The 15,202-nt window shown below is 49.9% G+C and carries 13 protein-coding genes; 9 read left to right on the forward strand and 4 right to left on the reverse strand.

Annotated elements, in window-relative coordinates; translation table 11 throughout:
- Positions 1-49: 49 nt before the first annotated feature.
- Entirely contained in the window at positions 50-3,208 is a 3,159-nt protein-coding gene (locus P2G85_RS14195; protein WP_275864733.1) for a glycosyl hydrolase family 18 protein, read from the reverse strand.
- 262 nt (positions 3,209-3,470) lie between these two features.
- A complete protein-coding gene (locus P2G85_RS14200) occupies positions 3,471-4,352 on the reverse strand; it encodes an AraC family transcriptional regulator (protein ID WP_275864734.1) in 882 nt (293 codons plus the stop codon).
- Between the two features lie 182 nt (positions 4,353-4,534).
- Between P2G85_RS14200 and P2G85_RS14205 the strand changes: the two genes are divergently transcribed.
- The 6 genes from P2G85_RS14205 to P2G85_RS14230 all read left to right on the forward strand — a co-directional run bounded on the left by P2G85_RS14205 (position 4,535) and on the right by P2G85_RS14230 (position 9,986).
- Positions 4,535-5,683: an iron-containing alcohol dehydrogenase gene (locus P2G85_RS14205; RefSeq protein WP_275864735.1), complete on the forward strand. Its 1,149-nt coding sequence runs from the start codon at positions 4,535-4,537 to the stop codon at positions 5,681-5,683.
- Between the two features lie 230 nt (positions 5,684-5,913).
- On the forward strand, positions 5,914-6,552 hold the full coding sequence (locus P2G85_RS14210; RefSeq protein ID WP_275864736.1) for a lysoplasmalogenase: 639 nt from the start codon (positions 5,914-5,916) through the stop codon (positions 6,550-6,552).
- A gap of 102 nt (positions 6,553-6,654) precedes the next feature.
- Complete coding sequence (locus P2G85_RS14215; RefSeq protein WP_275864737.1) at positions 6,655-7,389, forward strand: amino acid ABC transporter ATP-binding protein; 735 nt, start codon at positions 6,655-6,657, stop codon at positions 7,387-7,389.
- Complete coding sequence (locus tag P2G85_RS14220; RefSeq protein ID WP_275864738.1) at positions 7,389-8,186, forward strand: amino acid ABC transporter permease; 798 nt, start codon at positions 7,389-7,391, stop codon at positions 8,184-8,186. Before P2G85_RS14215 ends, P2G85_RS14220 begins: the two co-directional genes overlap by 1 nt.
- A 9-nt stretch (positions 8,187-8,195) precedes the next feature.
- The gene (locus P2G85_RS14225) at positions 8,196-9,017 is read left to right on the forward strand and encodes a transporter substrate-binding domain-containing protein (RefSeq protein WP_275864739.1); all 822 of its coding nucleotides are present in this window, start codon (positions 8,196-8,198) and stop codon (positions 9,015-9,017) included.
- Between the two features lie 57 nt (positions 9,018-9,074).
- Positions 9,075-9,986: an amino acid ABC transporter permease gene (locus P2G85_RS14230; RefSeq protein WP_275864740.1), complete on the forward strand. Its 912-nt coding sequence runs from the start codon at positions 9,075-9,077 to the stop codon at positions 9,984-9,986.
- Positions 9,987-10,133: 147 nt separating this feature from the next.
- Here the strand turns inward: P2G85_RS14230 and P2G85_RS14235 are convergent, their stop codons facing one another.
- Positions 10,134-10,625, reverse strand: coding sequence for an RNA-binding S4 domain-containing protein (locus P2G85_RS14235; protein ID WP_275864741.1), 492 nt, complete (start codon positions 10,623-10,625; stop codon positions 10,134-10,136).
- Positions 10,626-10,753: 128 nt separating this feature from the next.
- Between P2G85_RS14235 and P2G85_RS14240 the strand changes: the two genes are divergently transcribed.
- Positions 10,754-11,707, forward strand: a complete 954-nt coding sequence (locus P2G85_RS14240) for an endonuclease/exonuclease/phosphatase family protein (RefSeq protein WP_275864742.1) — start codon at positions 10,754-10,756, stop codon at positions 11,705-11,707.
- 30 nt (positions 11,708-11,737) lie between these two features.
- On the opposite strand, the gene cra is transcribed toward P2G85_RS14240, so the two are convergent.
- Positions 11,738-12,718, reverse strand: a complete 981-nt coding sequence (cra, locus tag P2G85_RS14245; protein ID WP_275864743.1) for a catabolite repressor/activator — start codon at positions 12,716-12,718, stop codon at positions 11,738-11,740.
- Between the two features lie 353 nt (positions 12,719-13,071).
- Between cra and fruB the strand changes: the two genes are divergently transcribed.
- Both fruB and pfkB read left to right on the forward strand, forming a co-directional pair.
- Positions 13,072-14,205, forward strand: coding sequence for a fused PTS fructose transporter subunit IIA/HPr protein (gene fruB / locus P2G85_RS14250; protein ID WP_275864744.1), 1,134 nt, complete (start codon positions 13,072-13,074; stop codon positions 14,203-14,205).
- Positions 14,206-14,214: 9 nt separating this feature from the next.
- Positions 14,215-15,189 carry a 1-phosphofructokinase gene (pfkB, locus tag P2G85_RS14255; RefSeq protein WP_275864745.1) on the forward strand — a complete coding sequence of 325 codons (975 nt, stop codon included), beginning with the start codon at positions 14,215-14,217 and terminating at the stop codon, positions 15,187-15,189.
- Positions 15,190-15,202 lie beyond the last annotated feature (13 nt).

Below are 15,202 nucleotides of genomic sequence, written 5' to 3' on the forward strand. Positions count from 1 at the left end.
AAAGCGCACGGCAAATGCCATGCGCTTTATTCTTAGCTAACACTCATCCTCAGAGGTTACACACTAGCATCCAACTGCCATCACTGCCGGGCTCTGACGCCGTCCACCAGTTAGCCTGGTATACCACGTCATTATGAATCACTTTATCACCTTGATTCGCATGGCTGGGGTTACCTGCCCAATCTGTTTGGGGAAAGTCAGGGTAAGTTACCAGGCCCGTCGTATCACACGTACCTGGCTCACCACCACCAGAGCCTGAGTTTAAATCACCAATCGGCAGATCTGGCTGTTCAAACTTGAACGCAAACTCCTTACCACCAGCAATTACGGTGTAATTTGCGGGACCAGAGGTAGGCAGGAAATACACCATATCCAGCTCGTAGGTACCTCCAGCCGGCAGGTCTTTCCAGGATGGAAGCGTAAATGATACGCGGTGCATCACACCATCCAAACCACCGATGTTATTGGCACGCGTATGACCAGATGCTATGACCTTCAAACCACCGCCAGACTGATCTTTTGCGTTGTCCGGTGCCGATACCGGAATATCAAACTGGAACTCAGTACCACCAGGGATAGCCTGACCGGTATTGTTAGTGAAGATGATTTTAGGGTTAATTGGATAATTTTGATCACCGACTTTAAACCCGCCCACACTAACGGCAATATCCACCGCTTCAGTCGGAATCGGCCCTGTCGCAATCTTGTTGCCGTAAGGCGTGGCAGACTTAAACTTGTCGTAAATCGCTTTAGTCATCGTGTTACCCATGTGGTACTCACCATTGCCTGCGGCACAAGCTTGTTCGGTTGCATCAACACTGGTACGGTTACCGTTTGCATCAAGTACATAACAGTTATAGTCGCCCGCCAGCTCCCAGAACATGATACCGCCGATTTCTTTATCAATAATGTAATCAGCTTTTACCTCAACTGACGCTTTATCCTCAGTTGACAGGAACACGCTCTTCTCTGCATTCCACAACCAGGGAGCGACTGCCACAGAATCGTAGTTACGAGTATAAGTACCGACCAACTGGTCGGAAGGATCGTTGACTGGATCGAGGCCGTAAGCTTTAGCATATGAACCCCAGATGCCTTTCTCCAGGTTCTTGGCGTGCCACATTGGATTAGAACCCGCCCCCATTTCATTACCCGCCGGGTCGAGATCATGCCACATGTTGTCGATACCCATTGCGCCGTGGCCACAGTTGTTCTTCTCCCCTTCACCGGTGCCCGGTGCACACTCAGACTGATTCGGTAGTGCGGCCCGGCCCCACAAACCGTTTTCGCCACCAGTCACCCCTTGCCAGCCCCGGGTGTAGTAAGGAACGCCAATATTAACACGACCTGCCGGCATCGAACCCCGGAAGTAGTGGTAAGCCCAGTCCGTGTTCAGATAACCAATTCCACCATAAGCCGCAGTACCATATACATTCCACTGAGCCAGTTCAGAATCTTTACCGGTATCGAACAGCGCCGCATTGTGGCCCACGTGATCATTCCAGGCACCGTGTAAGTCGTAAGACATGATGTTGACATAATCCAGGTACTTAGTTACATCAAATGTTTCCATACCGCGTAACAGGTAGCCTGAAGATGGCGCGGCAATAGTCAGCATATAATGCACGCCGTCCTGAGCCGATGCAGCATCCAACTTCTCACGTAATACCTTCATTAACTCTTGGTAAGATGCCCACAGGTAAGCTCGGCGAGGCTCCATGAACTCTTTATCGTAAGGATTACCTGCTCCAGCCATTGAGGTTGGGTACTCGTAGTCAATATCCAAACCGTCAAACTTATAAGTGCGCATCATTTCCACCGCCGATGCAGCAAATTTTTCGATACCGGCATGGTTGATCGAACCATCGGCATTGGTGGTCATGGTGTAAAAGCCCCCGTCAGCAACACGATTGCCATCGGGACCAAAATGTCCACCGGTTTCAGCCCAGCCGCCAATGGAAATCAGTGTCTTAACATCATGTTTTTGTTTATAGGTAGCAAGAGCACCAAAGTGCCCCTTAAAGCCAAGTGTTGGATCGACGTCGACACCAGGCCATGTTTTGCCGGTTGCGGCATTATTTGGATCGTTCACGTCACCCACATTGACTTTACCGTCCGGACCGATACTGACAAACGCATAGTTTATGTGGGTTAACTGTTCCCACGGAATGTCTTTAACCAGATAAGCGGCCTGTGGGTCATCACCGCTACGCCAGCTGGTAAAGTAACCAATAACCCGACGTGGGTGATCCGCTCCCATCTTCTCTCGCCCTTCCTCGTCATAGATAGAGCAATAAGGCACATCCACTCCGGATGTCTGGTACAAGCCGTCAGGACGGCAATTAGCGGTGACACTTCCACTATTTACAGAGAGGGTGACCAAAGAGGAGTCGGTGGTTGCGCCAGCATCATCGGTTGCTTTTGCGTAAATCGCTACTGAGCCGGGCTGTGCCGGAGCCACGTCAACGGTAAATGGTGCAGTGGTAGCTGTACCGACAAGCGCACCGGCAGCGTAAAACTCGACTTTGACCACCGAACCATCAACGTCCGCCGCATTCGCCGTCACGGTAACAGAGCTCCCCAACTCGATTGACGCAGCAGAAAGCGCCACATCAACCGTCGGTGCGGTGTTTCCTGACTGAACAGGCTCGACAGTTAACGTTACAGCGCTGATCGAGCTTACCGCACCGGCATCATCGTACGCTTTGGCAGAAAATTCATGAATACCTTCTGTTGCCGCCCACGCAGCACTGAAGGGAGCGGAAATCGCCTGACCTACCAAGCTGCCATCAACAAAGAACTCCACTTTGCTGATACTGCCATCGGAATCGGCGGCATTGGCTGACAAATTAACCACTTCGCCGGCTGTAATTAAACCCGACGCAGAAGGTGATGTTAAGGTAACCGTCGGTACTTGGTTTGCAGGTGGATCAACAGGCCCGCTATCTTGGCAGGCACCCAGAGCTTGCCATTGCGACCAGTCTCCGGAGAATTCAGCCGGATTGTTGTTTTGTGTCCAGTAACGCGCTTTATACGCGTTATTCTGGTACTTAACCTGATCACCACCGGTATAGACGTTGGACGAATCCCACACTTCAAGCGAAGCACAATCAACAGCCGCGTAGCTATTAAACGCCATCAGGCAAGATGCGGTCAAAAAGCTCAGTGTAAGTACACTCTTTGACTCGCGTCCACTTGTTAGGTACATAGTTGCTCTTCCTTAAGTTATTAGTGAATAAAACTAACCACGACACACGAAACAAAATTACTTTTACTTCGATGTGAAATAACTTAGGTGCAACTTTGCAAAATCACACTGTTTATTTATGGAATATTAACAGAATATCGCAATAACATTTTAAATACGTGCAACAAGAAAGCACTTATTTCGCGACAACAATCAAATTAACAAAGCAAACAGTTAAATGCGTCGCATTAGTTGAAATTAGGGAGTTGATCATCACATGAGCTTAAACGCGTGCCGACTTAGGAGTTTCATTAAAGTGACGCTTGTACTCCCGGCTGAACTGAGAAGCGCTGGTGTAACCGACCAGTCTCGCGGCGTCACTGACCCGGCGACCTTCCAGCTTAATCAACTCCCTGGCTTTGTTTAGACGTACTTTCTTAATGTATTGTAGCGGGGACTCTAAAGTGACATTACGAAACGCCTGATGAAACGCAGAAACACTCATATTGGCTTCTTCAGCCAGATCCTGCACCGATAATGGCTCGTGGTATGCCTGATGGACCCGGCTAAGCGCTTTAGCAACACGGGCGTAGAAACCCTCTTGATGGGCTAACTCAAACAGTACATACCCCTCTTTACTTAACAAAGTGCGATAGACAATTTCTTCAAGCAGGTTGTCACCCAGCATTGCGACATCAAGATCATTACACAGCGCTCGCATCAAACGCTGGATGACATCCAGCATATCTGCGCTCATGCTGACTGATTTCAGGCCACATTTTTCCGCTTGTTTGCAGATATTGCTGAAACCCCTGGATTCTAATTTCCGGACCATCTTTTGCAGCAGCGGCATCGGAATATCAATGGATATCCCCAATAAAGGCTCATCATTAGTAGCCATCGCTTCGCACTCAAGCGGCATCGGTACACCGACGACCAGATAGTCATCCGGGCCATAACTGACCGGCGTTTCTCCAATATGGATTTTCTTGTGCCCTTGCCCCAGGACGATAATGCCAGATTGGTAGACAAACGGCTGGCGCGGATTACCCTTGCTACTGCGATAGAACCACACTCCAGGAATGGCCGTTTGCGTGATCCCTTCCAGATCCTGAAGGGAGGCACAATTGACATAGTCCGTCATTAAACTTGCAAGATTACTCATACCTTATTTCCTCTGCTTTCGTCCTTAACTATACCTGTCCAAAGGTGCAACCTTCCACACTTCACCGTAAAAGAATGTAGAAATAGGCAATTTAGTTACAGAAATTGGCCTATTTAACGGCCATGCATCGTACTAATATGCACATATCGTTCATTCCTAACCAGCAAGCAAGAGAAGAGACAATGAAATTTTCTTACGTGAATCCAACGCAAATCTTCTTTGGTCAAAACCAAATTGAATCCATCGCACAGGCGATCCCTGCCGGGCACAAAGTGCTGGTCATTTATGGCGGCGGTTCAATCAAAACCAATGGCGTTTATGACCAGGTCGCCCAAGCACTTAAGGGGCATGAGTGGCTGGAATTTTCGGGCGTAGAACCAAACCCAACCAAAGAAACGCTCGACAAGGCGGTGGAAACCGTAAAACACCAGAATGTGGACTTTATTCTTGCGGTCGGTGGCGGCTCAGTGATCGACGGTTCAAAATACGTCGCAGCGGCGTCCAAATATGCCGGTGACGGCTGGGATATCATGGTTGGTAAACATCAGGTAAGCGAAGCTACACCACTTGGCGCGATCTTAACCCTGCCAGCCACCGGTTCAGAGTCAAACATGGGGGCAGTGATCACCAAAGCGGCGACCCAAGACAAACTGCCCTTTATGTCACCGGCTGTTCAGCCAAAATTTGCGGTACTTGACCCGGATGTGATGAAAACCTTACCTGAGCGTCAGTTAATTAACGGTATCGTCGACGCCTGGGTGCATGTTTGTGAACAGTACCTTACCGTTCCGACCGGCGCAATGGTTCAGGACGGCTACGCAGAGGCACTGCTAAAAAGCCTGAAGGTCCTTGGTGAACAGTTTGCAGAGCGCGATAATGATCAATGGCGTGCCAACCTGATGTGGACCGCGAATCAGGCGCTGAATGGCCTGATTGGCAGCGGAGTCCCGCAAGACTGGGCCACCCATATGATCGGCCATGAACTGACGGCCTTATGGGGAGTGGATCACGCCCGCTCTCTGGCCATCATTCAGCCATCGCTATTGCGTAACCAATTAAGTTACAAACGACAAAAACTGGAACAAATGGGCCGCAATGTATTTGGCTTCAAGAGCAGTGATGATCTGGCCGAGCGTACTATTGAGGCCATTGAAGGCTTCTACCAGCAACTTGGCGTGACAACACAACTTACAGAGTACGGCGACAGCCGTGAACAGGCGATTGATGCCGTAATTGAGCAACTGACTAAACACGGCATGACGATACTGGGTGAAAACCAAAGTATAGATTTAGCGACCAGCCGCAAAATTCTTGAGCTGGCTGTCGCTTAATCACTAATTCAATTAAATTTACTGGCCTGATTGCGGTATTGTGTCACTTAGATGCAATACCGTTTTTTTCATGCTATTTTGCAACACCACTATCACAGACCGGTAATAGACTATGCTTTACCTTTGAATGCACCTCTCCACGATTAGAGTACAAAGCCATTTTACCCGGTTGAGATTTTCCGTGTGTTACAACTCGCTGTTACGAATCAGAACCAAACAAAGAGACGTCTATGTGGTTAGCCATTCCGTTATTTGCCGTTCTTCACGTAGTCTGCATACGTACCGGCCCCTTTTGGCTGCGTAATACCACCAAAGTAATCCCAATAGTGTTGATGATCGTAACGTTAACGCTGTCTGACTCGTTCCAGCTCCTTTATGCGAAAGGGATCGTGCTCGGGTTAGTTTTCTCGCTAATCGGTGACTTATTTTTTATCCATTCCGGAGAAAAGCTAACCGCTGGCATTATCGCCTTCACCATCGCACAGATTTGTTACGGCTACTCCTTTGGCTTGATATCGGCATGGCATTTCACCTTCTGGATTCCACTACTCTTATTTGGGTTAGGGCTTTGTGCCTACTTTTTCTTTAAACCAGATTTAAAACACTACCGACTGCTGATCGCCACCTATATCATCATCCTGATGTCTACATTCTGGATGGCACTGGAATACTATACCAGCGGCAAAACGCAGTCATCGGCACTGGCTGTCATTGGCTGCTTTAAATTTGTTACGTCCGGAATCATTTTTGCCTTTCAACATTTTAGTTCCAGCTCTGTGTTTACCAATCAGGTAGTGATGGTGACGTACTATTCGGCACAAATACTGATTACCCTGTCAGTATTGGCTATTGTAACCCGTTACGTATAACAAAAACGCCAACATTTACATTAGCTTATCCTGATTAGCTAATGCAATGCCGTTAATAACTTGTTATTGTAGAAAGAAATCTAGAAATAACAGTTGGCAGCTTTGAACAAAACAAACCCGGTGGTTGAATTCAGCAATGTAAATAAATGGTATGGCGATTACCATGCCCTCAAGGACATCAACTTTTCCGTTCAGTCCGGTGAGATAGTGGTGGTGTGCGGTCCTTCCGGCTCTGGCAAATCCACCTTGATCCGCTGTATCAACCACCTAGAATCGATTCAGGAAGGGGAACTGACGGTATTTACCCATCCGGTAAACAGTAAGGCGATTACACCGGGCAAAGTAGGCATGGTGTTCCAGCATTTTCACCTTTTCCCCCACCTCACGGTACTTGAGAACCTTACGCTGGCTCCCGTTCGCACACTGAAACTCTCCAGGCCGGCAGCAAAAGAGCGTGCCCTAAAATACTTAAAACGCGTCGATATCGAAGAGCAGGCCAACAAATACCCGATTCAGCTTTCCGGTGGCCAGCAACAGCGCGTCGCGATTGCCCGTTCCCTCTGCATGGAGCCAGACTTACTCCTGTTTGACGAACCAACATCGGCACTGGATCCTGAAATGATCAACGAGGTACTGGATGTGATGGTCGAACTGGCACAGAGTGGCATGACGATGATCTGTGTAACCCATGAAATGGGGTTTGCGAAAAAGGTCGCCAACCGCGTGGTATTTATGGACGAAGGCCAAATTCTGGAAATGAACTCGCCCGCCGCACTGTTTGAAAACCCGCAGCACCCTCGCACCCAGGCTTTTCTCAACCAGATCCTGAGTTACTGATGAGCTTTCGAATAGTCAAACCCGTCCTGCAGGCCATGCTGCAAATAGCCATCTTACTTGGGGTCACGGTTTTCGTGTTGGACTCTGGCGCCCAGGCGATGGGCTATCAGTGGCAGTGGCACCGGGTACCCGATTACATCGCCTTCTATGAAGACGGGCAGTGGTGGCCGGCCGAACTGATCGACGGACTCATTGTCACGATTAAAATCTCGGCGATTAGCCTGCTTTTTACCTTGATGATCGGGCTGATCACGGCCCTGATGCGCCTCAGTCACTCTATTGTGGCGAATGCGTTAGCAAAGGGCTATGTCGAGATTATCCGAAACACCCCCCTGCTGGTTCAAATCTATTTACTTTATTTCGTCTTCGGCCCCGTGATCGGACTCGAGCGCTTTAGCACAGCAATACTGGCACTTTCGCTGTTTCAGGGAGCATACACCGCTGAAATCTTCCGCGCAGGCCTGAACAGCATTCCCAAAGGCCAGTTTGAGGCAAGCAAAACGCTCGGTCTTACCCCGTTTTACGCATACAGGGACGTGATCCTGCCTCAGGTCGTGCAGCGCACCTTACCTCCTCTCACAAATGAGGTGGTATCCCTGATCAAGAACTCCTCCATCGTCAGTGTTATGGCCATTTTTGACCTGACGACAGAAGCAAGAAATATCGTTTCTGAAACGGCGATGCCATTTGAAATCTGGTTTACTGTAGCCGCCATCTATCTGCTCCTGACACTTTCGCTGTCGGCTTTATCCGCGTGGTTAGAGCACAAACTAGGAGCCAGTTGGCGCAAATTATAAGGAGATAATATGAGGTTATTTAAAGCAACCATCACTGCATTATTGGGATTGGCGATCGCGCTGCCTGCGGCTGCAAAACAGGATCCGCAAGCGACACCAAACCTGGATCAAATCAATCAGCGCGGCACGCTGCGTGTCGGCATGTCAACGTTTGTTCCTTGGGCGATGCGCAACAAACAAGGTGAGCTGATCGGATTTGAAATCGATGTAGCAAAACGTCTGGCGGCCGATTCGGGCTGGCAAGTGGAGTTTGTACCGACCGCCTGGGACGGCATTATCCCCGCCCTGCTGGCCAAAAAATTTGATGTGATCATCGGCGGCATGTCGATAACGCCGGAGCGGGCCAAAAGTGTCCTGTTTACTGCACCCTATTCGCACTCCGGTGTCCAGGTTGCAGCTAACAAAGATCTGGCGGCCGGATTCAACGAGTTTTCAGATTTCAACTCTCGGCGAGTGAAAATTGCCGCTCGTCGCGGTGCCTTTACGGTTCAGGTTGCAAGAGAAACTTTCCCCAAAGCCAAAATCCTGCAATTCGATGACGATGCCCAGGCCTTTCAGGAAGTACTCAACGGCAATGCCCACGCCGTGATCGCCTCCAGCCCCAAGCCAGAACACGAAGCAATAAAACATAGCGATAAACTGTTTTTGCCCTTCGCTGAACGTTTATCCAAAGGTAATGAAGCGTTTGCAGTACGGCGCAACGAAGAAGACAAACAAGCATTTTTCAATCAGTGGATTGACGCCCGGACTCAGGACGGCTGGCTGCAACAGCGCTATGAGTACTGGTTCTCTACCCTCGACTGGCAAGACCAGATTGCTCAAGGCCAATAATCTCACTCCCGGCAAAAGCCACAGCGTTTGCCGGGAAGCAATACACCGGAGTTATTTGTGAACGGACAACAAACCGCGCGTATCGCGCCATCCCGCCCAGCACCCTTGCTCCTCAGCCGCCTCAATCGACTTGACTGGCTGGTGCTGTTATTGACCGCATTGGCGGTAGCGTGGCTCTATCTCCGCTCTGGCGTTGGCGTCAATTACCACTGGCAATGGGCAAAAACCTTTGATCTCCTGTTTACCCCCCGCGCGAATGGCACCCTTCCCTATTACTTTCAGGGCATCATTGCCACATTACGGCTGAGCCTTTTTGGGCTGATTTTTGCGCTAATAGTAGGCACCTTGCTTGGTCTGGCGCGGTTTTCTCGTTCAATCTGGTTACGCTCACCCGCCATTGGCTTTATCCAGTTGGTTCGCAACATGCCGCCACTGGTATTTGTGTTCATTTTCTATTTTTTTATCTCCAACCAGTTAATTCCCTTACTCGGTCTGGAAGACCTGTTGCGCGATTACCGGGGTGAGCTGCATCCGTTTCAGGCCTTGATCTTCGGCCCGGCGAATCTATGGGAAAATCTCGCCTCGGGGGTGCTTTGTGTCGGGCTACTGTCTTCGGCGTATATAGCGGAAGTTGTCCGTGCCGGATTACAGAATATTGAAGATGGCCAGTGGGAAGCCGCGGATTCACTGGGGTTATCGGCCTGGAGCAAATATCGCTATGTCATTGCACCGCAAGTACTAAAAGCCATCACACCAGCACTGGCCGGGCAAACCATTTCTCTGGTCAAAGACACTTCGATTGTTTCACTGATTTCGATTCAGGAGCTGACCTTTGTCGGCACCGAAATGGCCAACTCTTCAGGCTACATTTTTGAGATTTGGTTAATCGTCGGCCTGTCCTATTTCGCGATTTGCTTTAGCCTTTCGCTGTTTTTTTCCTACATTGAGAAACAATCGGCATCAAGCTAGTCCGATGGGTTGGCTATTCCGACAGGCCCTACGTGACGGGGGCTTAACGCCAGCGTGGTCGAAAGTGCCAGAAAATATGAAAGTACGAAGTGATGGTGCTTTAAACAAAAAGCGCTGGCTTGCCCAGCGCTTTCATAAATTGACTGATCAGAAGAAATCTATCGAGTTGCGACCGCTTTTCGGGTCACGGGTTGGTTTAGGTTTATTCTCTGCAGCCGGTTTGCGTTTTCCGCTTTGCTTCGCGCCCTTATCCTGCTTGGCTTTGTTTTTCTTCGCCTTATTAGCAGGTTGAGCGGCTGAAGGGCACTGGGCCTGTGGAGATTTAGTTTTTTTCTCACCCGTCGCCTTAGCTTCAGGCTCGGTCACCGGCGCATCACATACCACGACGTAAAATTCCTGGTTGAACTCAAAAAAATCACCGTCATACATTTTTCTGCGCTTACGGGTTTCGAGCTCACCGTTAACCGCGACATAACCTTCGTCGATAACGTGCTTCGCTTCTCCGCCACCGCTAACCAAATTGGCGATCTTGAACAGCTTGTACAGCTCGATCGGCTGGGAATCGACTTCGATGCCGATCGCTTCGATCTCAATCTCTTCACCCTCGAGATACTCTTCATTTTCGTAATCTTGATTCATACTTATCACTCATTTCCGCTTATGTGATGGAGTTTAAACCCAATGCTTATAAATAGAAACGTGATCTTGGCTAGAGCGATTCATTTGCGTGTATACTCATCAGATAACGCCTTGAATGAGCCAATGTTTTGCCTAAATCATCCCTGTTGACCTTCGCCAGTGCAAACCTGTTTAATTTTGTCGCGCCACCTAATGCTTTTTACGATTTCGCAAACATCTATTCCTCTGAAGACTGGCAAGATAAACTGCTGTGGACACGTCGGCAGATCGCCACCCTGGATCCTGACATCATTGGCTTACAGGAAGTCTTCAGTATTGACGAGACGCGGCAGTTCATGAAAAGCCTGGGTTATCCCTATTTCGCCACCGTCGACGCTCCCCATATTGAGCAGGAATACATCTATTCTCACCCCGTTGTCGCCCTGGCCTCTCGTTACCCTATCATTCGCAGCATGCCAGTCAGTGTTAGCCCAAAGGCGCTTGAGCCGTTTTCTGATATCAGCGCGCCGCCATTCAGCCGTAAGCCGCTGTATGCCAAAATTGCACATCCACATCTCGGCACGATTGCCTTTTACGTGACGCACTTAAAATCGCAGCGACCCACCGAGCCCGAAAACACGGACCAGGCCTACTCAAAAACCATCGCCCAATGGCTGTCTACGCAACAACGTGGCTGGGAGGCAACCATGCTCAGGCAGGCGATCGACGAGCAATACCGCCTGACGCCGATGCCAACAGTACTGGTCGGGGACTTTAATCAACCGCTCTGCGGTAGTGTCAATGAGATGTTGGTGACCAAGCATAGTGCCAGCGTCACTGATGTGGGGCTTCAGGATGGCTGGGAATTACAGGTGATGCCCGATCTCGACCCAAGACCGGCCACCCATTACCACTTTTCCAAAGGGAATGTGCTCGACTACATCCTGCTGTCTCAGGAGTTCGACTCTCAATCCGCCCGCTCGGTTGCCGAGGTGGTGGAATACACTGTGCTCGATATTCATTTACGCAATCCGAGTTTCAGCCGCGACAAAAACGCCAGCGATCACGCCTTTGTCGCGCTGACGGTAAAACTACTCATCTAGCGACCGATCATCTACCCGCCAATCAGGTGACTAGCGACGTTTGACGATTTTTCGCGGGATGAGCTCAATCCCAGGCTTGTAGCGTTTTGCCGAAGCATTCAGTGCTAACTCCATTGCGCTATCGGCAATCAGCTCAAACTGTTGCGGCAAGGAGTTAATTTTCACCGGCAGGAAATCTAACAAACGGTTATCACCAAACGTTGCCAGTTTTAAGCTGCTCATCAGTTCCGGCTTTTCAGAGAGCACATCCAGCACCCCTTCCAGCAGCACGTAAGAGGTTGTAACGATCGCATCCGGTAACTGGTCAGAGTCAATCCAGCCCTCAAGCACCGCTTTGGCTTCTTCGCGCGCGAAGTGTTGCCCATACCCGAGAAAAACCTGTTTGTTTCCTTTCTGGCAGGCCGATTTAACCCCCAGCTCCCTTTCTTTGGAAATCTGCAGCTCGGGCAAAGCCCCAATCAGGCCGACCGTCCGGATATCATCCGACAACAAAGATTCTGTTAGTGCCAACGCCGCATCAAAGTCTTCACTGATCACACAGCTGAAATGCTCATCATCCATCGGCCGGTCGAGTGCAATCACCGGGGTACCGGCATTTTGTAATTTGAGGTAATAATCATTGGCCGTTGGCATACTGCTGGCAACAAACAGGGCATCAATCCGGCGGCTGATCAACGCCTGTGCGACGTTCGCTTCGGTTTCCGGATCATCATCTGAGCAACCAATCAGGATTTGATAGCCCGCTTTTCTCGAATTCTGCTCCAGGAGCTTGGCCAATCTGGCATAACTGGTGTTCTCCAAATCCGGAATGATCAAGCCGAAAGAACGCGAGTTACCTGCCCGCAAAGAGGATGCGGCGTGATCGGGTTGATAGTTATATTGCTCCACCACCGCCATCACTTTCTGCTGAGTTTTTTCGCTGATGCGATATTTCTTCGCTTTGCCGTTAATTACATAACTGGCTGTGGTTTTGGAAACCCCGGCCAGTTTTGCCACTTCATCCAGTGTCATATTATCTGCCTTGTTCTGTGCGCAGGATCATAATAATTCATCAAGGATCCGGCGATAAGTTGAATTATATGCTGAACCGTTTCAGTATAAAAGCTGAAAGGATTCAGCAAAACATAAAAATTGAGCTACATCACTAATTGAACCAGTTTGTCCTAAGCTTTACTTCATTTAGCTCAGGGTAAAAAATAACCAGCCGTGGTCGGTCAATTAACTGGTTTTGCTGAATGCTTTTAAAAATTTGACTTCTTGCTGAATCGATTCAGTTACATTCAGCAGTAGCAGACAAGCCTCTGCCGACGAAGTCTCCATAACGACATAAACGAGAATTGAACACTTAATGCTGGAGAAGCACCATGCTTAAGCTAAACAGAAGTGACATCACCCTGTCTCAAACCGCTTCGGATAAATTTGAAGCGATCAACAACCTTGCACAGAGCCTGAATGACAAAGGCCTGGTAGAACAAGGTTATGTGGAAGGCATGCTCAACCGCGAGAAGCAGAACTCCACTTTCCTCGGCAACGGTATTGCCATTCCGCATGGTACTACCGACACCCGCTCCATGGTAAAAACTACCGGCGTTGTAGTACACCACTTCCCGCAAGGGGTAGACTGGGGTGACGGCAACACGGTATTTGTCGCGATTGGTATTGCAGCAAAATCTGATGAGCACCTTGGCATCTTAAAACAGCTAACCAAAGTGCTCGGGGCTGACGGTATAGAGGCGCATCTGCGCAATGCCAAAACCGCAGACGACATCATTGCCCTGCTTCACGGTGACGTTCAGCTGGAAGCTGATTTTGATGCCTCGCTGATCCAGTTACAGTTCCCGGCAAGTGACATGATCCAGATGAGCGCGGTCGCGGGCGGCCTGTTAAAAAATACCGGCTGTGCCAGCCCGGAGTTCGTTGCAGATCTGGTAACGAAGGCACCAACCCATTTGGGTAACGGCCTGTGGATGGTCGGCAGCGACAAGCACGTAACACGTACCGGTGTTTCGTTTGTCTCCACCGCGAATGACTGCCAGTTCGAAGGCCAAACCGTCCGTGCATTAATCGCGTTCGCCGCGTGCAACAATGCCCATCAACCTATCCTGCACCACCTTTCCGGCATCGTATTTAACAACCAGCACGACACACTGCTAGATGGCTCTGCAGAGCAAATTCTTGCCCTGCTCAGCGGCGAAGAAGTCACCGCACAAAGTGATGCGAAAGACAACACCGCCGTGTTTAAAATCAAGAACGCGCACGGCTTACACGCTCGTCCCGGCGCCATGCTGGTTGCTGAAGCCAAAAAGTTTGAATCAACCATCCGGGTTGCCAACCTGGACGGTGACGGTAAAGCCGTCAACGCCAAAAGCCTGATGAAAGTGATAGCGCTTGGTGTTAAGCATGGCCATCAATTGCAGTTTTCTGCTGAAGGTCCCGATGCTGCGCAGGCACTTGAATCCATCGGCGGTGCCATCGCATCAGGTTTAGGTGAAGGTTAAGGAAACACTATGACTCAGACAAAAACCACTAAGGTTGTCACCGTAACCCTGAATCCTGCCTTGGATCTTACCGGTAGCCTGGCACAGCTCAATGTCGGTTCCGTCAGCTTAGTGAACCAGAGCAGCCTGCATGCTGCAGGTAAAGGCGTCAATGTCGCAAAGGTCCTGACCGATCTTGGCGCCGACGTGACGGTTACCGGTTTTTTAGGTAAAGATAACCCGGAACTTTTCCACCAGTTGTTTGATGAAATTGGCGCCCACAATGCGTTTGTTGAAGTAGATGGTGCGACACGAATCAACGTCAAACTGGTTGAAGCGAATGGTAAAGTCAGCGACATCAACTTCCCCGGCATTCAGGTCAGTGACGCCGACGTTGCCCGTTTCGAACACACCCTGTTCAGCCTGGCGCAAACCCATGACTACTTTGTGGTTGCCGGCAGCCTGCCCGGTGGTGTCAGCCCTGAACGATGCGCAGCATGGATTGAGCGGCTGCATCAACTGGGCAAGAAAGTCCTGTTTGATAGCAGTAGAACTGCCCTTAGCGCCGGCATCGACGCGCACCCGTGGTTGATTAAGCCTAATGATGAAGAACTCAGTGACTTCGTCGGTCAGACGCTTTCCACACCGCAAGAGTGCCAGCAAGCCGCATTATCACTCAGCGATAAAGGCATTGAAAATATCGTGGTTTCCATGGGCGCAGACGGCGTGATGTGGCTAAACCAGGGTGAATGGCTACGTGCACAGCCACCACGCATGAACGTCGTCAGTACGGTCGGTGCGGGTGACACGTTAGTCGCCGGCCTGTGCTGGGGCCACATGCAACAACTGCCAAAAACCGAATTACTCCGCTTTGCCACCGCCCTGTCTGCACTGGCAGTCAGCCAGGTTGGTGTCGGCTTAACCAGCCAACAAGAGCTGGAAAAAATCAGGCTCGAAACCCAGGTTTCTGAGCTTAATCCAAACCTACACGTTAACGCGAACTAAGGAACTGAAGGTA

Source organism: Vibrio sp. CAU 1672 (assembly GCF_029223195.1).
Taxonomy (GTDB): Bacteria; Pseudomonadota; Gammaproteobacteria; order Enterobacterales; family Vibrionaceae; genus Vibrio.

What these genes read in the sequence shown, in the direction of transcription:
- P2G85_RS14210 (WP_275864736.1), top strand. Translation starts at nt 5,914, where the DNA reads ATGTGGTTAGCCATTCCGTTATTTGCCGTTCTTCACGTAGTCTGCATA.
- fruB (WP_275864744.1), top strand. Translation starts at nt 13,072, where the DNA reads ATGCTTAAGCTAAACAGAAGTGACATCACCCTGTCTCAAACCGCTTCG.
- cra (WP_275864743.1), bottom strand. Translation starts at nt 12,718, where the DNA reads ATGACACTGGATGAAGTGGCAAAACTGGCCGGGGTTTCCAAAACCACA.
- P2G85_RS14195 (WP_275864733.1), bottom strand. Translation starts at nt 3,208, where the DNA reads ATGTACCTAACAAGTGGACGCGAGTCAAAGAGTGTACTTACACTGAGC.
- P2G85_RS14200 (WP_275864734.1), bottom strand. Translation starts at nt 4,352, where the DNA reads ATGAGTAATCTTGCAAGTTTAATGACGGACTATGTCAATTGTGCCTCC.
- P2G85_RS14225 (WP_275864739.1), top strand. Translation starts at nt 8,196, where the DNA reads ATGAGGTTATTTAAAGCAACCATCACTGCATTATTGGGATTGGCGATC.
- pfkB (WP_275864745.1), top strand. Translation starts at nt 14,215, where the DNA reads ATGACTCAGACAAAAACCACTAAGGTTGTCACCGTAACCCTGAATCCT.
- P2G85_RS14220 (WP_275864738.1), top strand. Translation starts at nt 7,389, where the DNA reads ATGAGCTTTCGAATAGTCAAACCCGTCCTGCAGGCCATGCTGCAAATA.
- P2G85_RS14235 (WP_275864741.1), bottom strand. Translation starts at nt 10,625, where the DNA reads ATGAATCAAGATTACGAAAATGAAGAGTATCTCGAGGGTGAAGAGATT.
- P2G85_RS14205 (WP_275864735.1), top strand. Translation starts at nt 4,535, where the DNA reads ATGAAATTTTCTTACGTGAATCCAACGCAAATCTTCTTTGGTCAAAAC.